This is a genomic window from Pseudomonas antarctica (genome assembly GCF_001647715.1).
Lineage (GTDB): Bacteria > Pseudomonadota > Gammaproteobacteria > Pseudomonadales > Pseudomonadaceae > Aquipseudomonas > Aquipseudomonas antarctica_A.
The window spans coordinates 6,423,905-6,441,449 of sequence record NZ_CP015600.1; the positions used below are offsets into that span (position 1 = coordinate 6,423,905).

The window sequence follows — 17,545 nt, forward strand, 5'->3', positions numbered from 1 at the left end:
CGCGAGCAAGCCCGCTCCCACATTTGAACTGTGCTGATTTCGACTCTGTGGATAACTCAGGTCTTTTTGATTTTGACCGGGCGTTTCCAACCGTCGATGTTGCGCTGGCGGGCTCGGGCTACTGCCAGTTGAGACTTATCCACATCCTGATTGATGGTGGAGCCCGCAGCAGTGTTGGATCCATCGCCGATGGTGACGGGTGCAATCAGCGAGTTATTCGAGCCAATGAATACATCCTCACCAATCGTCGTCTGATACTTGTTGGCGCCATCGTAGTTGCAGGTGATTGCACCTGCGCCGATGTTGCTGCGAGCACCGATGACCGCATCACCCAGATAGGCCAGGTGGCCGGCCTTGGCATCGTCGCCCATACGCGCATTTTTCAGTTCGACGAAATTACCTACATGTGCCCTGGCGCCGAGCACGCTGCCCGGACGCAACCGCGCAAATGGACCGGCATCGCTGCCCTCGCCCATCACAGCACCTTCAATATGGCTGTTGGCTTTGACCACCACGCCCTTGCGCAAGGTGCTGTCCTTGATCACGCAGTTCGGGCCAATCACCACGTCGTCTTCAATGATCACGCGGCCTTCGAGGATCACGTTGATATCAATCAGCACGTCGCGGCCGACAGTAACCTCACCGCGAACATCAAAACGCGCCGGGTCGCGCAAGGTCACACCTTGCGCCATCAAGCGGCGGCCTTCGCGCAATTGGTAGTGGCGCTCCAGTTCTGCAAGCTGCTTGCGGTCGTTGGCGCCCTGCACTTCCATAGGGTCGTGGGGCTGCTCGGTGGCAACCAGCAGGCCATCGCTCACGGCCATTTCGATGACGTCGGTGAGGTAATACTCGCCCTGGACGTTGTTGTTGGACAGACGGCTCATCCAGTCAGCAAGCTTGTTGGCAGGGACGGCGAGAATGCCGGTATTGCCTTCGGTAATAGCACGCTGGGCTTCAGTGGCATCTTTGTGTTCAACGATGGCCGCAACCTTGCCGTCGGCATCGCGCACGATGCGGCCATAGCCGGTAGGGTCCTCCAGCTCGACGGTGAGCAGGCCCATCTGGCCAGGGACTACGTGCTTGAGCAGGCGTTGCAGGGTTTCCACTTCGATCAGCGGCACGTCGCCATAAAGAATCAGCACAGTATCGGCACTGATGAACGGCACGGCTTGCGCGGTGGCGTGGCCGGTACCGAGTTGTTTGTCCTGCAATACGAAATTCAGGTCATCCGCAGCCAGGCGTTCACGCACCACATCGGCACCGTGGCCAATCACCACGTGAATCCGCTGCGGGTCCAGTTGCCGGGCGCTGTGGATAACATGGCCAAGCATGGAGTTGCCCGCTACGGGGTGCAGCACCTTGGGCAGGGCTGAACGCATGCGGGTGCCCTGGCCTGCGGCGAGGATGACAATTTCAAGAGACATGAATGGCTACCAATCCTGGGCGGTCCGGCTTCAGACCAGAGAAGTGTTTTGCTAAAAAAGAAAAAGGGTAGCCGAGGCTACCCTTTTTAATCAATCGCGCTTGAAGCATGGCGGCTGGGCCGCTTACTTCTTGCGGATCTGCTGGAGCGTGCGCAGCTGAGCTGCAGCTTCGGCCAGACGTACAGCAGCAGCGCTGTAGTCGAAGTCCGCGCCCTTTTCGTTCAGGGCCTTCTCGGCAGCCTTGACGGCTTCCTGAGCGGAGGCTTCATCCAGGTCGCCAGCACGTTGCACGGTGTCGGCAAGTACCTTGACCATGTTCGGCTGAACCTCGAGGAAACCACCGGAGATGTAAAACACCTCCTTTTCCCCGCCTTGCTTGGTCAGAGTGATCGGACCTGGCTTCAAGCTGGTGATCAATGGCGCGTGGCCCATGGCAATACCCAGGTCACCGAGTTCGCCGTGTGCAATCACCATTTCTACCAGACCGGAGAAGATTTCCCCTTCCGCGCTGACGATATCGCAATGGACTGTCATAGCCATCTGATTGCCTCAACCTGATGAGCGCCCGTTTCCGGGCGCCGGGATTACAGTTTCTTGGCTTTCTCGATCGCTTCTTCGATGCCGCCGACCATGTAGAACGCTTGTTCTGGCAGGTGGTCGTAGTCACCGTTGAGGATGCCTTTGAAGCCAGCAATGGTGTCTTTCAGGGAAACGTATTTACCCGATGCACCGGTGAAGACTTCAGCCACGAAGAACGGCTGCGACAAGAAACGCTGGATCTTACGAGCACGGTTTACCAACTGCTTGTCGGCTTCCGACAGCTCGTCCATACCCAGGATCGCGATGATGTCCTTCAGTTCTTTGTAACGCTGCAGCACGTACTGAACGCCGCGAGCGGTGTCGTAGTGCTCCTGGCCGATCACGTTCGGATCCAGCTGGCGCGAAGTCGAGTCAAGTGGATCGACCGCTGGGTAGATACCCAGGGAAGCGATGTCACGGGACAGAACGACGGTGGCGTCCAAGTGGGCGAAGGTGGTCGCTGGCGACGGGTCGGTCAAGTCATCCGCAGGTACGTATACCGCTTGGATCGAGGTGATCGAACCTTCTTTGGTCGAAGTGATACGTTCTTGCAGAACGCCCATCTCTTCAGCCAGGGTCGGCTGGTAACCTACTGCCGAAGGCATACGGCCCAGCAGTGCGGATACTTCAGTACCGGCCAGGGTGTAACGGTAGATGTTGTCGACGAACAGCAGAACGTCGTTACCTTCGTCACGGAACTTCTCGGCCATGGTCAGGCCAGTCAGTGCTACGCGCAGACGGTTACCCGGCGGCTCGTTCATCTGACCGTAAACCAGTGCCACTTTGTCCAGAACGTTGGAGTCCTTCATCTCGTGGTAGAAGTCGTTACCCTCACGAGTACGCTCACCCACACCGGCGAACACGGAATAACCGCTGTGCTCGATGGCGATGTTACGGATCAGTTCCATCATGTTTACGGTCTTGCCTACACCGGCACCACCGAACAGACCGACTTTACCGCCTTTGGCGAACGGGCAAACCAGGTCGATAACCTTGATGCCGGTTTCCAGCAGATCGTTGCCGCCCGCTTGCTCGGCGAACGAAGGTGCCGGACGGTGAATGCCCCAGCGCTCTTCGGTGTCGATCGGGCCAGCTTCGTCAATCGGGTTGCCCAGTACGTCCATGATCCGGCCCAGGGTCGCTTTACCGACCGGTACGGAGATGGCAGCGCCAGTGTCCAGAACATCCAGACCGCGCTTCAAGCCTTCGGTGGAACCCATTGCAATGGTACGAACCACGCCGTCGCCCAGCTGCTGCTGAACTTCCAGAGTGGTGCCTGCATCGCTTTGTACTTTCAAAGCGTTGTAGATGCTCGGTACGCTGTCGCGTGGAAATTCCACGTCGATAACGGCGCCGATGATTTGAACGATACGTCCGCTACTCATAGCTGGATCCTCTGAATATTTGAACCGTTAAACCGCGGCAGCGCCGCCGACGATTTCCGAGATCTCTTGGGTGATCGCAGCCTGACGCGCCTTGTTGTAGATCAGCTGCAAATCGCTGATCAGATCACCGGCGTTATCGGTAGCGTTTTTCATCGCGATCATCCGCGCCGCTTGTTCAGCTGCGTTGTTCTCGACCACCGCCTGGTACACCTGCGACTCCACGTAGCGCACCATCAAGCCGTCAAGCAGCTCTTTGGCGTCTGGTTCGTAGAGGTAGTCCCAGTGGTGCTTGAGTTCCTGATCCGGAGTCGCCACCAGTGGAATCAATTGCTCCACGGTTGGCTGCTGGGTCATGGTGTTGATGAACTTGTTGGATACCACGGACAGGCGGTCAATCCGGCCTTCCAGGTACGCATCCAGCATCACCTTCACACTGCCGATCAAATCATTGATCGACGGCTCTTCACCCAGGTGGCTGATAGCTGCAACGACGTTACCGCCGAAGTTGCGGAAAAAGGCCGCACCCTTGCTACCAACAACACACAGATCGATCTCGACGCCCTTTTCGCGGTTTACCGCCATGTCCTTGACCAGGGCCTTGAACAGGTTGGTATTCAAACCACCGCACAAACCACGGTCACTGCTCACTACCACATAACCCACACGCTTAACTTCGCGGTCGATCATGAACGGGTGGCGGTATTCCGGGTTGGCGTTGGCCAGATGCCCAATTACCTGGCGGATACGCTCCGCATAAGGACGGCTAGCAGCCATGCGCATTTGTGCCTTGCGCATTTTGCTGACCGCCACTTTTTCCATGGCGCTGGTAATTTTTTGCGTGCTTTTGATGCTCGCAATCTTACTGCGAATCTCTTTTGCGCCTGCCATGTAACACCTATCAGGTTAGCAAGCGGGAGCCTTGCGGCTCCCGCTGCGGCTTACCAGGTTTGGGTGGCCTTGAACTTCTCGATACCGGCTTTCATGCCAGCGTCGATATCGTCATTGAAGTCACCCTTCACGTTGATCTTCGCCATCAATTCGGCGTGATCGCGGTTGAAGTAAGCAATCAGCGCTTGTTCGAAGCTGCCGATCTTGGTGATTTCAACGTCGGTCAGGAACCCACGCTCAGCGGCATACAGCGACAACGCCATGTCAGCGATCGACATTGGGGCGTATTGCTTCTGCTTCATCAGCTCGGTAACGCGCTGACCATGCTCAAGTTGCTTACGGGTCGCTTCGTCCAGGTCAGAAGCGAACTGGGCGAATGCCGCCAGTTCACGGTACTGAGCCAGAGCGGTACGGATACCACCGGAGAGCTTCTTGATGATCTTGGTCTGAGCGGCACCACCCACACGGGATACCGAAACACCGGCGTTCACAGCAGGACGGATCCCGGAGTTGAACATGGCCGATTCCAGGAAGATCTGACCGTCGGTGATGGAAATCACGTTGGTCGGAACGAACGCGGAAACGTCGCCAGCCTGGGTTTCGATGATCGGCAGTGCGGTCAGGGAACCGGTTTTGCCGGTCACTGCGCCGTTGGTGAACTTCTCTACGTATTCTTCCGAAACGCGGGATGCACGCTCCAGCAGACGGGAGTGGAGATAGAACACGTCGCCTGGGTAAGCTTCACGGCCTGGTGGACGGCGCAGCAGCAGGGAAATCTGGCGGTAAGCCACTGCTTGCTTGGACAGATCGTCATAAACGATCAGCGCGTCTTCACCGCGGTCGCGGAAGAATTCACCCATGGTGCAACCGGAGTACGGTGCCAGGAATTGCAGCGCAGGAGATTCCGAAGCACTGGCAGCCACGATGATCGTGTTGGCCAGGGCGCCGTTTTCTTCCAGCTTGCGAACCACGTTGGCGATGGTCGATTGCTTCTGACCAATAGCTACGTAGACGCAGAAAATGCCGCTGTTCTTCTGGTTGATGATCGCGTCGATCGCCAGAGCGGTTTTACCGATCTGACGGTCACCGATGATCAGCTCACGCTGGCCACGGCCGACTGGGATCATGGCATCGACAGCCTTGTAGCCAGTCTGTACAGGCTGGTCTACCGACTTACGCCAGATCACGCCTGGAGCAACTTTCTCGACCGCATCGGTCTCGGTGTTGCCCAGTGGACCTTTACCGTCAACAGGGTTACCCAGTGCGTCGACTACGCGACCCAGCAGTTCCTTACCAACCGGAACCTCCAGGATGCGGCCGGTGCACTTGGCGCTCATGCCTTCAGCCAGACTGGTGTACGCGCCCAATACAACGGCACCTACGGAGTCTTGCTCCAGGTTGAGGGCCATACCGTAGACGCCGCCCGGAAACTCGATCATCTCGCCGTACATTACGTCGGCCAGACCGTGAATCCGCACGATGCCGTCAGATACGCTGACGACAGTGCCTTCGTTACGGGCTTGGGAGGTCACATCGAGCTTGTCGATGCGGCCCTTGATAATTTCACTTATTTCGGAAGGATTGAGTTGCTGCATTGCTCTGCTGCCCCTTCAAACTCAAGATTTCAATGCTTCGGCAAGTTTCGCGATTTTGCCGCGAATCGAGCCATCGATAACCAGGTCGCCGGCGCGGATAACGACACCACCAATCAGGGATGCGTCCTCCGTAGCTTGCAGGCGCACTTCCCGATTGAGTCGTGCACTGAGAACCTTGGCGAGTTTGTCTTGCTGTTCTTGGTTCAATGCGAAAGCACTGGTCACTTCAACGTCTACCGATTTCTCTTCTTCGGCCTTGTACAGGTCGAACAGAGCGGCAATCTCCGGCAAAAGCGGGAGACGGTCGTTTTCGGCAACGACGTGGATGAAGTTCTGCACTTTCACATCAAACTTGTCGCCGCACACTTCAATAAAAGTGGCGGCCTTGTCTGCGCTCGTCAGGCGCGGGGCCTTGAGCACGCGCTGCATGGTGTCGTCTTGCGACACTGCTGCAGCCAGGCCGAGCATGGCTGACCAAGAGGCCAGCTGCTGGTGGGCCTGGGCGTGCTCGAAGGCTGCCTTAGCATAAGGTCGGGCCAACGTGGTCAGTTCTGCCATGATCGCCCTCGCTTAAATTTCAGCAGCCAGTTTGTTAACCAGCTCCGCGTGCGCGTTTTGATCGATTGTGGCACCGAGGATCTTCTCAGCACCGCCGACCGCCAGAGCACCCAGTTGGGCACGCAGCGCGTCTTTGACGCCGTTCAGTTCCTGTTCGATCTCGGCATGAGCCGAAGCCTTCACACGGTCAGCTTCGACGCGGGCTTTATCAACAGCCTCTTCGACGATCTGGTTACCGCGTTTCTTGGCTTGCTCAATGATTTCAGCTGCCTGTGCTTTAGCTTCGCGCAGTTGATGACCCGCTTTCTCTTGGGCCAACTCCAGGTCGCGAGCTGCACGGGTGGCAGCGTCCAAACCATCCGCGATCTTCTTCTGACGTTCGTGCAAAGCCGCGATGACCGGAGGCCACACGAACTTCATGCAAAACACTACAAAAATGAAGAACGCAACGGATTGGCCAATCAGGGTTGCATTAATGTTCACGCCAACACCTCGCTCATTCGTTGTCCATCACCCCAATCAACTCGAAAAATTCGAGTGATTAGCCAGCGAGTTGACCAACGAAAGGGTTCGCGAAGGTGAAGAACAGAGCGATACCAACACCGATCATGGTCACGGCGTCGAGCAGGCCGGCGACGATGAACATTTTAACTTGCAGCATTGGGACCATTTCTGGCTGACGCGCTGCGCCTTCCAGGAATTTGCCGCCCAGCAGGCCGAAACCAATGGCAGTACCCAGGGCGCCCAGGCCGATCAACAGTGCAACAGCGATAGCGGTTAGACCAACTACAGTTTCCATCTTTCCTCCCGACTTTTACGTCGTATGGTTTAGGTTTTTTAGATTTTAAAGCGGTAAAACAAATCGTTTCATAGCCCTGGTGGGCCACCTTCCCGTGTTACCGGGAAGGACATCAGACTAGTCGAGACTGGTCTTAATGGTTCTCTTCGTGCGCCATCGACAGGTAGACGATGGTCAGCATCATGAAGATGAAGGCCTGCAGGGTGATGATCAGGATGTGGAACACAGCCCACGCCCACTGCAGAACGATGCCCAGGCCGCTAAGCCAGAGCAGACCACTGCCGAACATCACAGCGATCAGAATGAATACCAGCTCGCCGGCGTACATGTTGCCGAACAGTCGCAGGGCCAGGGAAATCGGCTTGGCGACCAGGGTCACGAACTCCAGCAGGAAGTTCACCGGGATCAGCAGGGCTTGAACGAAGATGTTCTTGCTGCCGAACGGGTGCAGGGTCAGTTCGCCGATGAAGCCGCCGATGCCCTTGACCTTGATGCTGTAGAAAATGATCAACGCAAACACCGACAGGGCCATGCCCAGGGTGGCGTTAGGGTCCGTGGTGGAAACCGCACGGAATGGAATGTGGTGATCGCCGGTGATCAGGATGGCCAGCTGAGGAATCCAGTCGACCGGAATCAGGTCGACGGCGTTCATCAGGAACACCCAGACGAAGATGGTCAGTGCCAGCGGTGCAATCACCGGGCTACGGCCATGGAAGCTGTCTTTCACGCTGCCATCGACGAATTCGACCAATACTTCAACGAAGTTCTGTAAAGCACCTGGCTGACCGGAAGTCGCCTTCTTTGCCGCCATGCGGAAAATCAGGACGAAGATCAGACCCAATGCGACAGACCAACCCAGAGTATCCAGGTGGAATGCCCAGAAGCCCATTTCTTTGGCTTCTGCTGCGGTGTGGGCGAAGCCCCAGCCGCCGTTGGGAAGCTGACCGAAGGTCAGGTTCTGCAAGTGGTGCTGGATATAGCCCGAAGCGGTTGTTTCTGCCATGGTTGCCTCAAACGCCCTAAGGTTTCGAAAGTCTTGTTTTCATTAGCAGGGGAGCGAACCAGCTGACCAGTTGGGTCAACACGAAGACGCCGAATACAGCCAGCGGCGCCAATGGCTTCACACCTGCAAAGGTCAGTGCAAACAGCACTGCCGTCAAAATCAATTTCCCTGCCTCGCCAGCATAAAAAGACCGGACGATGGACTGGGCTGCTCGGGCGCCGGAAAACCGAAAGGCCCTGTGAGCAAAATACATATTGGGCAGCAAGGCTATCAGGCCTCCGCAGAGTCCTGAATACCCGGCTACGACTCCATGCCAATACCAAAGCGCCAATGCGGCGATCAGCAAAACGACAAATTGAGCCAATAAAACCGGGAAAACGGCCAAGCGATGGAACGGCAACGTGTTTGGCGTGCGGGTTTCCATCACTCTTGCTCCTCAATGGTCGGCTGCCGGAAATCAATAACTTGGCATAATTTGTGCCGACAAAATGCGCGCAGAGTATAGGGGCGGTTCTGCCCCTATTCAACTGTCGGGTAGTGTTTTCCGATCGCGCGCTACATAAGCAAATGTTTCAGCGGATGTGGGCAAGGACGCCCTGAAGCTCATCGAGTGAGTTATATCCGATCACCAATTGCCCTTTGCCTTTCTTGCCATGACGAATTTGCACCGCAGAGCCTAGGCGCTCGGCCAGGCGCTGCTCGAGACGCGCGATATCCGGATCAGGTTTGGCCGTTTCGACCGGTGCAGGTTTGCCGCTCAGCCACTGGCGAACCAGGGCCTCGGTCTGACGAACGGTGAGCCCCCGTGCGACAACGTGTCGCGCCCCTTCAACCTGTTGATTTTCCGGCAAACCGAGCAAAGCACGTGCATGACCCATTTCCAGGTCGCCGTGGGACAACATGGTCTTGATAACTTCCGGCAGTGCGATCAAACGCAACAAGTTGGACACAGTCACGCGGGATTTACCCACCGCATCGGCCACTTGTTGTTGGGTCAGCTGAAATTCCTGCTGCAAGCGCTGCAACGCGATCGCTTCTTCGATCGGGTTGAGGTCTTCACGCTGGATGTTTTCGATCAACGCCATGGCAATGGCGGTTTCGTCTGGCACATCGCGCACCATCGCCGGGATGGTTTCCTTACCGGCCTGCTGGCTGGCACGCCAGCGGCGTTCACCGGCAATGATTTCGAAGCGGCCACCACCGATCGGGCGTACCACGATCGGCTGCATCACGCCCTGGGCCTTGATCGAATTGGCCAGTTCTTCCAGCGCCTGGGGGTCCATATCCCGGCGTGGCTGGTATTTACCGCGCTGGATCAGGTCCAGCGGCAGGTGTTGCAGCTCGCGCTCTTCGGCCTGCACCGCTTGTTCTTCAAGCGAAGTGACAGTCGGACCACTCAGCAGTGCATCCAGTCCACGTCCGAGACCTCGTTTCTTGACGGCCATGGGGATTCCTTAAGTTGGCTGGGCAGCAGCGGTGCGTGAGTTGCGGCGTTGACGGCGAACCATCTCGCCGGCCAATGCCAGGTAGGCAATGGCACCACGCGATGATTTGTCGTACGCCAGCGCGGGCATGCCATAGCTCGGCGCTTCGGCCAAACGGATGTTACGTGGGATCACGGTGTCGTAAAGCTGATCGCCAAAGTGTTCCTTGAGCTGCGCCGACACATCGTTCATCAGGCTCAGACGCGGGTCATACATCGTGCGCAGCAGGCCTTCGATTTGCAGGTTCGGGTTGAGCAGTTCAGCGATACGCTTGATGTTATCCACAAGGTCACTCAACCCTTCGAGCGCGAAGTACTCGCACTGCATGGGGATAATCACCCCGTCGGCTGCAACCAATGCGTTCAACGTCAGCATCGACAGCGACGGTGGGCAGTCGATCAAAATGTAATCGTAGTTCTCGCGGATCGGCGCCAAGGCGCTGCGCAGACGGCTTTCTTTCATCTGCATTTCCAGCAGCACCACTTCCGCCGCCGTCAAATCACGGTTGGCCGGCAGCAGTTGATAACCGCCGTGTTCGGAGTAGTGCATGGCCTGGGCCAGGTCGCACTCGCCGATCAGCAAGTCGTAGACCGAGTTTTCCAGGCCGTGTTTATCCACACCGCTACCCATGGTGGCGTTGCCCTGTGGATCGAGATCGATCAACAACACCCGGCGCTTGGTAGCAACCAGGGATGCTGCGAGGTTGATGCAGGTGGTGGTTTTGCCCACGCCACCTTTCTGGTTCGCTATCGCGAATACCTTAGCCATTCTTGCTTGTGTTCCCAATCATGCCGTGCGGCGCAGTATCAGCAGATGGCGTTGGCCTTGGCAACCGGGTACGGCCAAGGCGTGTTCGCTATCGAGGTGGAAGTCTGCCGGCAATGCTAGCAGCTCGTCGCTTGGATGAACGCCCTTCATTGCCAGCCAGCGGGTGTCGCGGTCGCCCAAATGGCGCGTCCAGTTACTGAAGTTCTCCATGCTGCTGAACGCCCGGGAAACAATTCCATTGAAAGGCAATTCAGGCGTGAATTCTTCGACCCGGCTGTGGATAACTTGCAGGTTATCCAACTTGAGCTCGAGCTTGACCTGAGTCAGGAAGCGGGTTTTCTTGCCGTTGCTGTCCAGGCACGTCACTTGCGAGTCCGGAAACAGGATGGCCAGCGGAATGCCTGGCATGCCTCCGCCACTGCCAACATCGAGCCAGCGACCGTTTTCGATAAACGGCATCACGCTCAGGCTGTCGAGCAAATGTCGGGAAACCATTTCGTCAGGATTGCGTACCGCAGTCAGGTTGTAAGCCTTGTTCCATTTGATCAAAAGGGCCAGATAGCCCAGCAGCAACTCGTGCTGGGCTGCAGTCAGGTCAACACCCAACTGGCGTGCACCTGTGGATAACTCTTCGGCGTGTTGCGAGGTGACCAACGAACTCAAGCGCTTTGCTCCAACTGACGGCCCGCGCCGCGTTTTTTCAAATGAATCATCAACAACGAAATCGCTGCCGGGGTGACGCCGGGAATACGTGAAGCCTGACCCAATGTTTCCGGCCGAGTTATCCCCAGCTTGCTTTGAATTTCTTTCGACAACCCGGAAATCCCGGTGTAATCGATATCCACAGGCAGCTTGGTGTTCTCACTGGCGCGCAGTCGAGCGATCTCATCCTGCTGGCGGTCGATGTACCCGGCGTACTTGGTCTTGATTTCAACTTGCTCGGCGACTTGTGGGTCTTCGGCACCGTGGCCTGTCACTTCGACCAGACCAGCGTAGTCGATTTCCGGACGGGACAGCAGGTTCAGCAAGTTGTATTCGTGGGTCAGCGGCGTGCCGAATTTTTCGGCAATCGCGTCGCCCTGCTCGGTGCCCGGGCGAACCCAGGTACTTTTCAGGCGCTGCTCTTCCAGCGTGATGCTTTCGCGTTTTTTGCAGAAAGCGGCCCAGCGTGCGTCATCGACCAAACCCAGCTCGCGACCTTTTTCGGTCAAGCGCAGGTCAGCGTTGTCTTCGCGCAGGATCAGGCGGTATTCCGCCCGGGACGTAAACATCCGGTACGGTTCCTGGGTACCCAGGGTAATCAGGTCGTCGACCAATACGCCGATGTACGCCTCATCGCGACGCGGGCACCAGCTGTCTTTGCCCTGCGCACGCAGCGCTGCGTTGGTCCCGGCCAGCAAACCTTGGGCGCCGGCTTCTTCGTAACCGGTGGTGCCATTGATTTGCCCGGCGAAGAACAAGCCGCCGATGACTTTGGTTTCGAGGCTGTACTTCAGGTCACGCGGGTCGAAGTAGTCGTACTCGATGGCGTAGCCCGGGCGCACGATGTGCGCGTTTTCCATGCCACGAATCGACTGCACGATCTGGATTTGCACGTCGAACGGCAAGGAAGTGGAAATCCCGTTCGGATAAAGCTCGTGGGTGGTCAAGCCTTCGGGTTCGATGAAGACCTGGTGGCTTTCCTTGTCGGCAAAGCGGTGGATCTTGTCTTCGATCGATGGGCAATAACGCGGGCCAATACCTTCAATCACCCCGGAATACATCGGCGAACGATCAAGGTTCGCGGCAATGATTTCGTGGGTCCGGGCGTTGGTGTGGGTAATCCAGCAGCTGACCTGTTTCGGGTGCTGTTCTTTGGAACCCATGAACGACATCACCGGGATCGGCGTATCGCCGGCTTGTTCGGTCATTACCGAGAAATCCACAGAGCGCCCGTCGATACGCGGCGGGGTCCCGGTTTTCAAGCGGCCAACACGCAGTGGTAACTCGCGCAGGCGTTTTGCCAAGGCAATCGACGGTGGATCACCGGCGCGGCCACCGGAATAATTCTGCATGCCGATGTGGATAAGTCCGCCAAGGAACGTACCGGTGGTCAACACCACCGATTCTGCGAGGAAACGCAGGCCCATTTGGGTGACAACACCGCGTACTTGGTCCTGTTCGACGATCAGGTCATCCGCTGCTTGCTGAAATATCCACAGGTTCGGCTGGTTTTCCAGGGTTTCACGTACCGCGGCCTTGTACAGGATGCGGTCTGCCTGTGCCCGAGTAGCCCGTACGGCCGGGCCTTTGCGGCTGTTGAGCACGCGAAATTGAATACCACCTTTGTCGGTAGCCATGGCCATGACACCGCCAAGGGCGTCGATTTCTTTGACCAGATGACTTTTGCCGATCCCACCAATGGCGGGGTTGCAACTCATGGCTCCGAGGGTTTCCACGTTGTGCGTCAGCAACAGGGTTTTGACGCCCATGCGTGCTGAGGCCAGTGCTGCCTCGGTACCGGCATGACCGCCGCCGATGACGATCACTTCAAAACGGGAAGGGAAATCCACCACGCACCTCGTGCCTGCTTATGTAGGTAATCAGGAATTGATTGTTGAAAGAGTTTTAGAGCTTTGGCGGCAAGTATAGGGACTTAGCCCTTCCTAAAGAACCCTTTGCACAAAATTTAACCAGCTGTGGATGAATCACTGACAATAGAAATTAAAAGAGAAGAATCTTATAAGATCTTTGTTTTTATGTTTATTTCTACTGAGCCTACTTTCTGTGGATAGATCTCTAAAGGCCTTTATTTACAATGTGTACAGAGATTCAAAAGTCTGTGGTCATGTGCCAATGAGGCCCTTGGATAAGTGCTTTAAGCCTGTGGATTAAACAGGTGGTTATCCACAAGGGGGTTTTTACTCAGGTTTCAAGCCCCGTTATCAACCGGGCACAAGGGCGGTTATTCACAGGGCTTAATCCACAGAAATTTGCCCACATGGCCAAATAGCGCCCACACAAAAGCCGCCATAGGCACAGTGGTGAATCAAAAGATGGAATGAAATGCCCTGGAGCGGGCGAAACAGACAGGCGCGAATGGCCTGTCTGTGGACAACGAAGGGTTATTTACCGATGCAGAAGCTGGAAAAGATCCTTCCCAGAAGATCATCGGAGCTGAATGCACCGGTAATTTCGCCCAGCAGCTGCTGCGCTTGACGTAAATCCTCAGCCAGCAGCTCTCCTGCGCCCGCCAACGTCAGCTGAGCCCGACCGTACTCCAACGCCACGCTGGCATGACGCAGCGCCTCCAGGTGCCTGCGGCGTGCACTGAAGCTGCTTTCCGAGGTCTGCTCATAGCCCATGCAGGCCTTGAGATGATCGCGCAACAACTCCAGGCCGTCGCCGGCCGACTTGGCACTCAGGCTGATGGTGACGTGGCCATCTTCGCTGGTTTCCATGGCGATGGCTTCGCCAGTCAGATCCGCCTTGTTGCGGATCAAGGTCACTTTGGCCGGGTCAGGTCGCTGCTCAAGGAATTCCGGCCACAAGGCAAAAGGATCCACGGCCTCCGGCGCCGTGGCATCCACCACCAGCAGCACCCGATCCGCTTCGCCGATGGCCTTGAGTGCGCGTTCCACGCCGATCTTTTCCACCTGGTCATCGGTATCGCGTAAGCCGGCGGTATCAACCACGTGCAGCGGCATGCCATCGATGTGGATATGTTCACGCAATATATCCCGGGTGGTGCCGGCGATTTCGGTAACGATGGCGGCTTCACGACCTGCCAGGGCATTCAGCAGGCTGGACTTGCCCGCATTCGGACGACCGGCAATCACTACCGTCATGCCGTCACGCAGTAATGCGCCCTGTCCGGCTTCACGCAGCACTGTGGATAACTCATCACGAACTTTATCGAGCATTGCCAGGACATGGCCATCGGCGAGGAAGTCGATTTCTTCCTCCGGGAAATCAATGGCTGCTTCAACGTAGATGCGCAAGCTGATCAGTTGCTCGGTCAGGTTGTGCACACGCATGGAAAAAGCCCCCTGCAGCGAGCGCAGCGCATTGCGCGCCGCTTGTGCAGAGCTGGCCTCGATAAGGTCAGCAATCGCTTCGGCCTGGGCCAGGTCAAGCTTATCGTTGAGAAATGCCCGCTCGCTGAACTCTCCCGGACGAGCCAGGCGGCAACCTAACTGCAGGCAGCGCTGTAGCAACATATCCAATACAACCGGGCCGCCGTGGCCTTGTAATTCCAGTACATCCTCACCCGTGAAGGAATTTGGCCCAGGAAAATACAGGGCCAGGCCTTCATCCAGTACCGTGTCATCGGCATCCAGAAATGGGCCGTAGTGAGCGTATCGGGGTTTCAACTCGCGGCCGCTGATGGCCTGGGCTGCCACGCTGGCGAGGGGCCCGGAAATTCGAACGATACCCACACCGCCACGACCTTGAGCGGTAGCGACAGCGGCGATGGTTTCACGAGGAGCGCTCATCAGCAGGTTCCAGAACAAAAGTGACGGAAAGCAAAACGCCCCACTAGGGGGCGTCTTGAGTGGTTATCCACACAGTAAATTATGCCGCAGCTTTGGTAGCCGCTTCAATTTTACGTGTGATGTACCACTGTTGAGAGATCGACAGGCAGTTGTTGACCACCCAGTACAGCACCAGACCTGCTGGGAACCACAGGAAGAAGAAGGTGAAGATGATTGGCATCATTTTCATTACCTTGGCTTGCATCGGGTCCGGCGGAGTCGGGTTCAAGCGCTGCTGGATAAACATGGTTGCGCCCATGATGATCGGCAGGATAAAGAACGGGTCTTTGATCGACAGGTCAGTTATCCACAGCATGAACGGAGCCTGGCGCATTTCCACGCTTTCCAGGAGTACCCAGTACAGCGACAGGAACACCGGCATCTGCACCAGAATCGGCAAGCATCCACCCAGCGGGTTGATCTTCTCTTTCTTGTACAGCTCCATCATGGCCTGCGACATTTTCTGCCGATCATCGCCATGTTGCTCTTTCAGAGCGGCCAGTTTCGGAGCCACGGCACGCATACGCGCCATCGACTTGTAGCTGGCTGCAGACAGAGGGAAGAAGATCCCTTTGATCAGCATGGTCAGCAAGATGATCGAGAAGCCCCAGTTACCGACGATGCTGTGGATATGTTGCAGCAACCAGAAGATTGGCTGGGCAATGAACCACAGAATGCCGTAGTCCACAGTCAATTCCAGACCTGGGGACAACTCTTTCAGCACGGCCTGACTTTTCGGGCCGGCATACAGAGTGGCGCTGGTTTCGGCCTTGGCACCTGGAGCGACGGTCAACGCCGGGCCAGTAAAACCAATGATGTAGTTGCCTTGGCTGTCTTTGCGGGTTTGAACCAGGTTGGCTTCACCCTTGTTCGGAATCCATGCGGTCACGAAGTAGTGCTGCAACCAGGCGACCCATCCACCTTGGACTGTTTCTTTCAGCGCGCCCTTGTCGATGTCTTTCATCGACACTTTTTTGTACGGCTCGCTACTTGTCCACAGGGCGGCGCCCAGGTAAGTCGCGGTGCCGGTGGCGGTGCTGGAAGAAGGATCGGCACTGTTGTCACGCTTGAGCTGGGCAAACAGGTTGCCCGTCCACGGTTTGGCGCTTTCGTTGTCGATCAGGTAAGTGACCTTCAAATCGTACAAACCACGGGTGAAACTGAAACGCTTGATGTAGTTGACGCCGTCCTGACTGAATTTCAGGTCGACATTCAGCTGGTTCTGGCCATCAGCCAGTTGATAAGTCTTCTGTTCGGTCGAATAAACCGGACGACCGGTAGCACGAGCATCCGGACCGTCAGTGCCGGTCAGGCCACTTTGTGCCAGATAAGTACGTTCACCACCGTTATCGAACAGTTGGAACGGAACATCTGGATGGTCTTGGCGACGTGGATACAGCGGCAGTTTCAACTGCGCGATATCACCACCTTGTGGGTCGATAGCCAGGTCGAGCACATCCGTTTTCACGTGGATGAGGTCTTTGTTGGTGACCACTGGCGTTTCTAGAGGGGCGCTTGTCTCGCCATTCGCGCTGGGAACATCGGCACTCGCGGACGCATTGTTACCCAACGGGGTGTCCGGAATAGCCGGCGCAGCCTGATTGGTAGCAACATTCTGAGTCGGCAGGGCAGCTTGGCCGTAGTCCTGGTTCCACTTAAGAACCATGACGTAGGACACGATTGCCAGGGCGACGATCAGGATCGTGCGTTTAATATCCATGATTACTCGGCCATCGAAGAAGAACGGGAGGTAGGGATAGGTGGAACCGGGTCGAAACCACCGGGATTCCACGGATGACAGCGGCCTAAACGACGAAAGGCCAGCCAGCCACCGCGCAGAAGACCATGATTTTCTATGGCCTCTAACGCGTAGCAGGAACAACTGGGGTAGAAACGACAGTGGTCGGCCATCAGAGGACTAATGGCATAACGGTAAAACTGGATCGGAACGAGGGCCAGTTTACGCATTGGTGCTGTCTACCCCTACAGTTTCGGTGCTGACTGCTGGTGCTGGCTTGTTAGTACGCGCCAAACGTTTCCAGAGCTTGCCGAAATGCTGAATCAATTCGGGGTTTTCTACATCCCCCAAGCCTTTGCGCGCGACGATAACAATATCCCAACCAACCAGAGTGTCCTGGTGGAGGCGAAACGATTCGCGCATCAGACGCTTGAGGCGATTGCGCTCAACGGAGAGCTTTACGCTCTTCTTGCCAATCACCAACCCGAGACGGGGGTGATCCAGATCGTTGTTACGCGCAAGGAGCAGGAGATTTTTCCCCGGAACCTTGCCGGTGGGGGAGTCAAAGACTGCCTTGAAGTGCCGGGGTGTAAGCAGACGCTTTTCCCGACTGAAGTCCTGACTCACCACCAGTACCGGATTATCAAACTGCCAGACGCGCACGACCTTTGGCGCGGCGACGCGACAGGACAGCACGGCCGTTCTTGGTAGCCATGCGAGCACGGAAGCCGTGAGTACGGGCGCGTTTGATGGTGCTTGGTTGGAAAGTACGTTTCATGGCGTTGTTACCTGGTTCGTCCACAACGGGCC

General features: G+C 56.6%; 19 protein-coding genes. All 19 read right to left on the reverse strand.

What is annotated here, in order from left to right:
* Positions 1–56 precede the first annotated feature (56 nt).
* On the reverse strand, positions 57–1,424 hold the full coding sequence (gene glmU, locus A7J50_RS29265) for a bifunctional UDP-N-acetylglucosamine diphosphorylase/glucosamine-1-phosphate N-acetyltransferase GlmU (RefSeq protein WP_064454822.1): 1,368 nt from the start codon (positions 1,422–1,424) through the stop codon (positions 57–59).
* A 123-nt stretch (positions 1,425–1,547) separates the two neighbouring features.
* Positions 1,548–1,964 carry a F0F1 ATP synthase subunit epsilon gene (locus A7J50_RS29270; RefSeq protein ID WP_003177061.1) on the reverse strand — a complete coding sequence of 139 codons (417 nt, stop codon included), beginning with the start codon at positions 1,962–1,964 and terminating at the stop codon, positions 1,548–1,550.
* A gap of 44 nt (positions 1,965–2,008) precedes the next feature.
* Positions 2,009–3,388, reverse strand: coding sequence for a F0F1 ATP synthase subunit beta (atpD, locus tag A7J50_RS29275; RefSeq protein WP_064454823.1), 1,380 nt, complete (start codon positions 3,386–3,388; stop codon positions 2,009–2,011).
* 27 nt (positions 3,389–3,415) lie between these two features.
* Positions 3,416–4,276: a F0F1 ATP synthase subunit gamma gene (gene atpG, locus A7J50_RS29280; protein ID WP_010207685.1), complete on the reverse strand. Its 861-nt coding sequence runs from the start codon at positions 4,274–4,276 to the stop codon at positions 3,416–3,418.
* Between the two features lie 50 nt (positions 4,277–4,326).
* On the reverse strand, positions 4,327–5,871 hold the full coding sequence (atpA, locus tag A7J50_RS29285; protein ID WP_053258793.1) for a F0F1 ATP synthase subunit alpha: 1,545 nt from the start codon (positions 5,869–5,871) through the stop codon (positions 4,327–4,329).
* A gap of 21 nt (positions 5,872–5,892) precedes the next feature.
* A complete protein-coding gene (locus A7J50_RS29290) occupies positions 5,893–6,429 on the reverse strand; it encodes a F0F1 ATP synthase subunit delta (protein WP_064454824.1) in 537 nt (178 codons plus the stop codon).
* Between the two features lie 12 nt (positions 6,430–6,441).
* Positions 6,442–6,912 carry a F0F1 ATP synthase subunit B gene (locus A7J50_RS29295; protein ID WP_016970692.1) on the reverse strand — a complete coding sequence of 157 codons (471 nt, stop codon included), beginning with the start codon at positions 6,910–6,912 and terminating at the stop codon, positions 6,442–6,444.
* A 58-nt stretch (positions 6,913–6,970) separates the two neighbouring features.
* Positions 6,971–7,228, reverse strand: coding sequence for a F0F1 ATP synthase subunit C (gene atpE, locus A7J50_RS29300; RefSeq protein ID WP_002555987.1), 258 nt, complete (start codon positions 7,226–7,228; stop codon positions 6,971–6,973).
* Positions 7,229–7,361: 133 nt separating this feature from the next.
* Entirely contained in the window at positions 7,362–8,231 is an 870-nt protein-coding gene (gene atpB, locus A7J50_RS29305) for a F0F1 ATP synthase subunit A (RefSeq protein WP_053258795.1), read from the reverse strand.
* A gap of 16 nt (positions 8,232–8,247) precedes the next feature.
* On the reverse strand, positions 8,248–8,655 hold the full coding sequence (locus A7J50_RS29310; protein ID WP_053258796.1) for a F0F1 ATP synthase subunit I: 408 nt from the start codon (positions 8,653–8,655) through the stop codon (positions 8,248–8,250).
* Between the two features lie 148 nt (positions 8,656–8,803).
* Entirely contained in the window at positions 8,804–9,676 is an 873-nt protein-coding gene (locus A7J50_RS29315; RefSeq protein WP_064454825.1) for a ParB/RepB/Spo0J family partition protein, read from the reverse strand.
* 9 nt (positions 9,677–9,685) lie between these two features.
* On the reverse strand, positions 9,686–10,483 hold the full coding sequence (locus A7J50_RS29320; RefSeq protein WP_017477894.1) for a ParA family protein: 798 nt from the start codon (positions 10,481–10,483) through the stop codon (positions 9,686–9,688).
* Positions 10,484–10,501: 18 nt separating this feature from the next.
* Entirely contained in the window at positions 10,502–11,146 is a 645-nt protein-coding gene (gene rsmG / locus A7J50_RS29325; RefSeq protein WP_064454826.1) for a 16S rRNA (guanine(527)-N(7))-methyltransferase RsmG, read from the reverse strand.
* Entirely contained in the window at positions 11,143–13,035 is a 1,893-nt protein-coding gene (gene mnmG / locus A7J50_RS29330; protein ID WP_064455033.1) for a tRNA uridine-5-carboxymethylaminomethyl(34) synthesis enzyme MnmG, read from the reverse strand. The genes rsmG and mnmG overlap by 4 nt, the downstream gene beginning before the upstream one ends.
* Before the next feature lie 552 nt (positions 13,036–13,587).
* The gene (mnmE, locus tag A7J50_RS29335; RefSeq protein ID WP_064454827.1) at positions 13,588–14,958 is read right to left on the reverse strand and encodes a tRNA uridine-5-carboxymethylaminomethyl(34) synthesis GTPase MnmE; all 1,371 of its coding nucleotides are present in this window, start codon (positions 14,956–14,958) and stop codon (positions 13,588–13,590) included.
* A gap of 79 nt (positions 14,959–15,037) precedes the next feature.
* Complete coding sequence (yidC, locus tag A7J50_RS29340; RefSeq protein WP_064454828.1) at positions 15,038–16,717, reverse strand: membrane protein insertase YidC; 1,680 nt, start codon at positions 16,715–16,717, stop codon at positions 15,038–15,040.
* Between the two features lie 2 nt (positions 16,718–16,719).
* Positions 16,720–16,965 (reverse strand): membrane protein insertion efficiency factor YidD, encoded by a 246-nt coding sequence (gene yidD, locus A7J50_RS31125; protein ID WP_073636650.1) that lies wholly within the window; start codon positions 16,963–16,965, stop codon positions 16,720–16,722.
* A complete protein-coding gene (gene rnpA, locus A7J50_RS31130; protein WP_026013533.1) occupies positions 16,958–17,362 on the reverse strand; it encodes a ribonuclease P protein component in 405 nt (134 codons plus the stop codon). The genes yidD and rnpA overlap by 8 nt, the downstream gene beginning before the upstream one ends.
* A 16-nt stretch (positions 17,363–17,378) precedes the next feature.
* Positions 17,379–17,513: a 50S ribosomal protein L34 gene (gene rpmH, locus A7J50_RS31135; protein WP_003213577.1), complete on the reverse strand. Its 135-nt coding sequence runs from the start codon at positions 17,511–17,513 to the stop codon at positions 17,379–17,381.
* Between the last annotated feature and the right edge of the window lie 32 nt (positions 17,514–17,545).

Bases quoted from the DNA above. Each gene is read 5' to 3' on its own strand.
- glmU (WP_064454822.1), bottom strand. From the start codon at position 1,424: ATGTCTCTTGAAATTGTCATCCTCGCCGCAGGCCAGGGCACCCGCATG.
- A7J50_RS29270 (WP_003177061.1), bottom strand. From the start codon at position 1,964: ATGGCTATGACAGTCCATTGCGATATCGTCAGCGCGGAAGGGGAAATC.
- atpD (WP_064454823.1), bottom strand. From the start codon at position 3,388: ATGAGTAGCGGACGTATCGTTCAAATCATCGGCGCCGTTATCGACGTG.
- atpG (WP_010207685.1), bottom strand. From the start codon at position 4,276: ATGGCAGGCGCAAAAGAGATTCGCAGTAAGATTGCGAGCATCAAAAGC.
- atpA (WP_053258793.1), bottom strand. From the start codon at position 5,871: ATGCAGCAACTCAATCCTTCCGAAATAAGTGAAATTATCAAGGGCCGC.
- A7J50_RS29290 (WP_064454824.1), bottom strand. From the start codon at position 6,429: ATGGCAGAACTGACCACGTTGGCCCGACCTTATGCTAAGGCAGCCTTC.
- atpE (WP_002555987.1), bottom strand. From the start codon at position 7,228: ATGGAAACTGTAGTTGGTCTAACCGCTATCGCTGTTGCACTGTTGATC.
- atpB (WP_053258795.1), bottom strand. From the start codon at position 8,231: ATGGCAGAAACAACCGCTTCGGGCTATATCCAGCACCACTTGCAGAAC.
- A7J50_RS29310 (WP_053258796.1), bottom strand. From the start codon at position 8,655: ATGGAAACCCGCACGCCAAACACGTTGCCGTTCCATCGCTTGGCCGTT.
- A7J50_RS29315 (WP_064454825.1), bottom strand. From the start codon at position 9,676: ATGGCCGTCAAGAAACGAGGTCTCGGACGTGGACTGGATGCACTGCTG.
- A7J50_RS29320 (WP_017477894.1), bottom strand. From the start codon at position 10,483: ATGGCTAAGGTATTCGCGATAGCGAACCAGAAAGGTGGCGTGGGCAAA.
- mnmE (WP_064454827.1), bottom strand. From the start codon at position 14,958: ATGAGCGCTCCTCGTGAAACCATCGCCGCTGTCGCTACCGCTCAAGGT.
- yidC (WP_064454828.1), bottom strand. From the start codon at position 16,717: ATGGATATTAAACGCACGATCCTGATCGTCGCCCTGGCAATCGTGTCC.
- yidD (WP_073636650.1), bottom strand. From the start codon at position 16,965: ATGCGTAAACTGGCCCTCGTTCCGATCCAGTTTTACCGTTATGCCATT.
- rpmH (WP_003213577.1), bottom strand. From the start codon at position 17,513: ATGAAACGTACTTTCCAACCAAGCACCATCAAACGCGCCCGTACTCAC.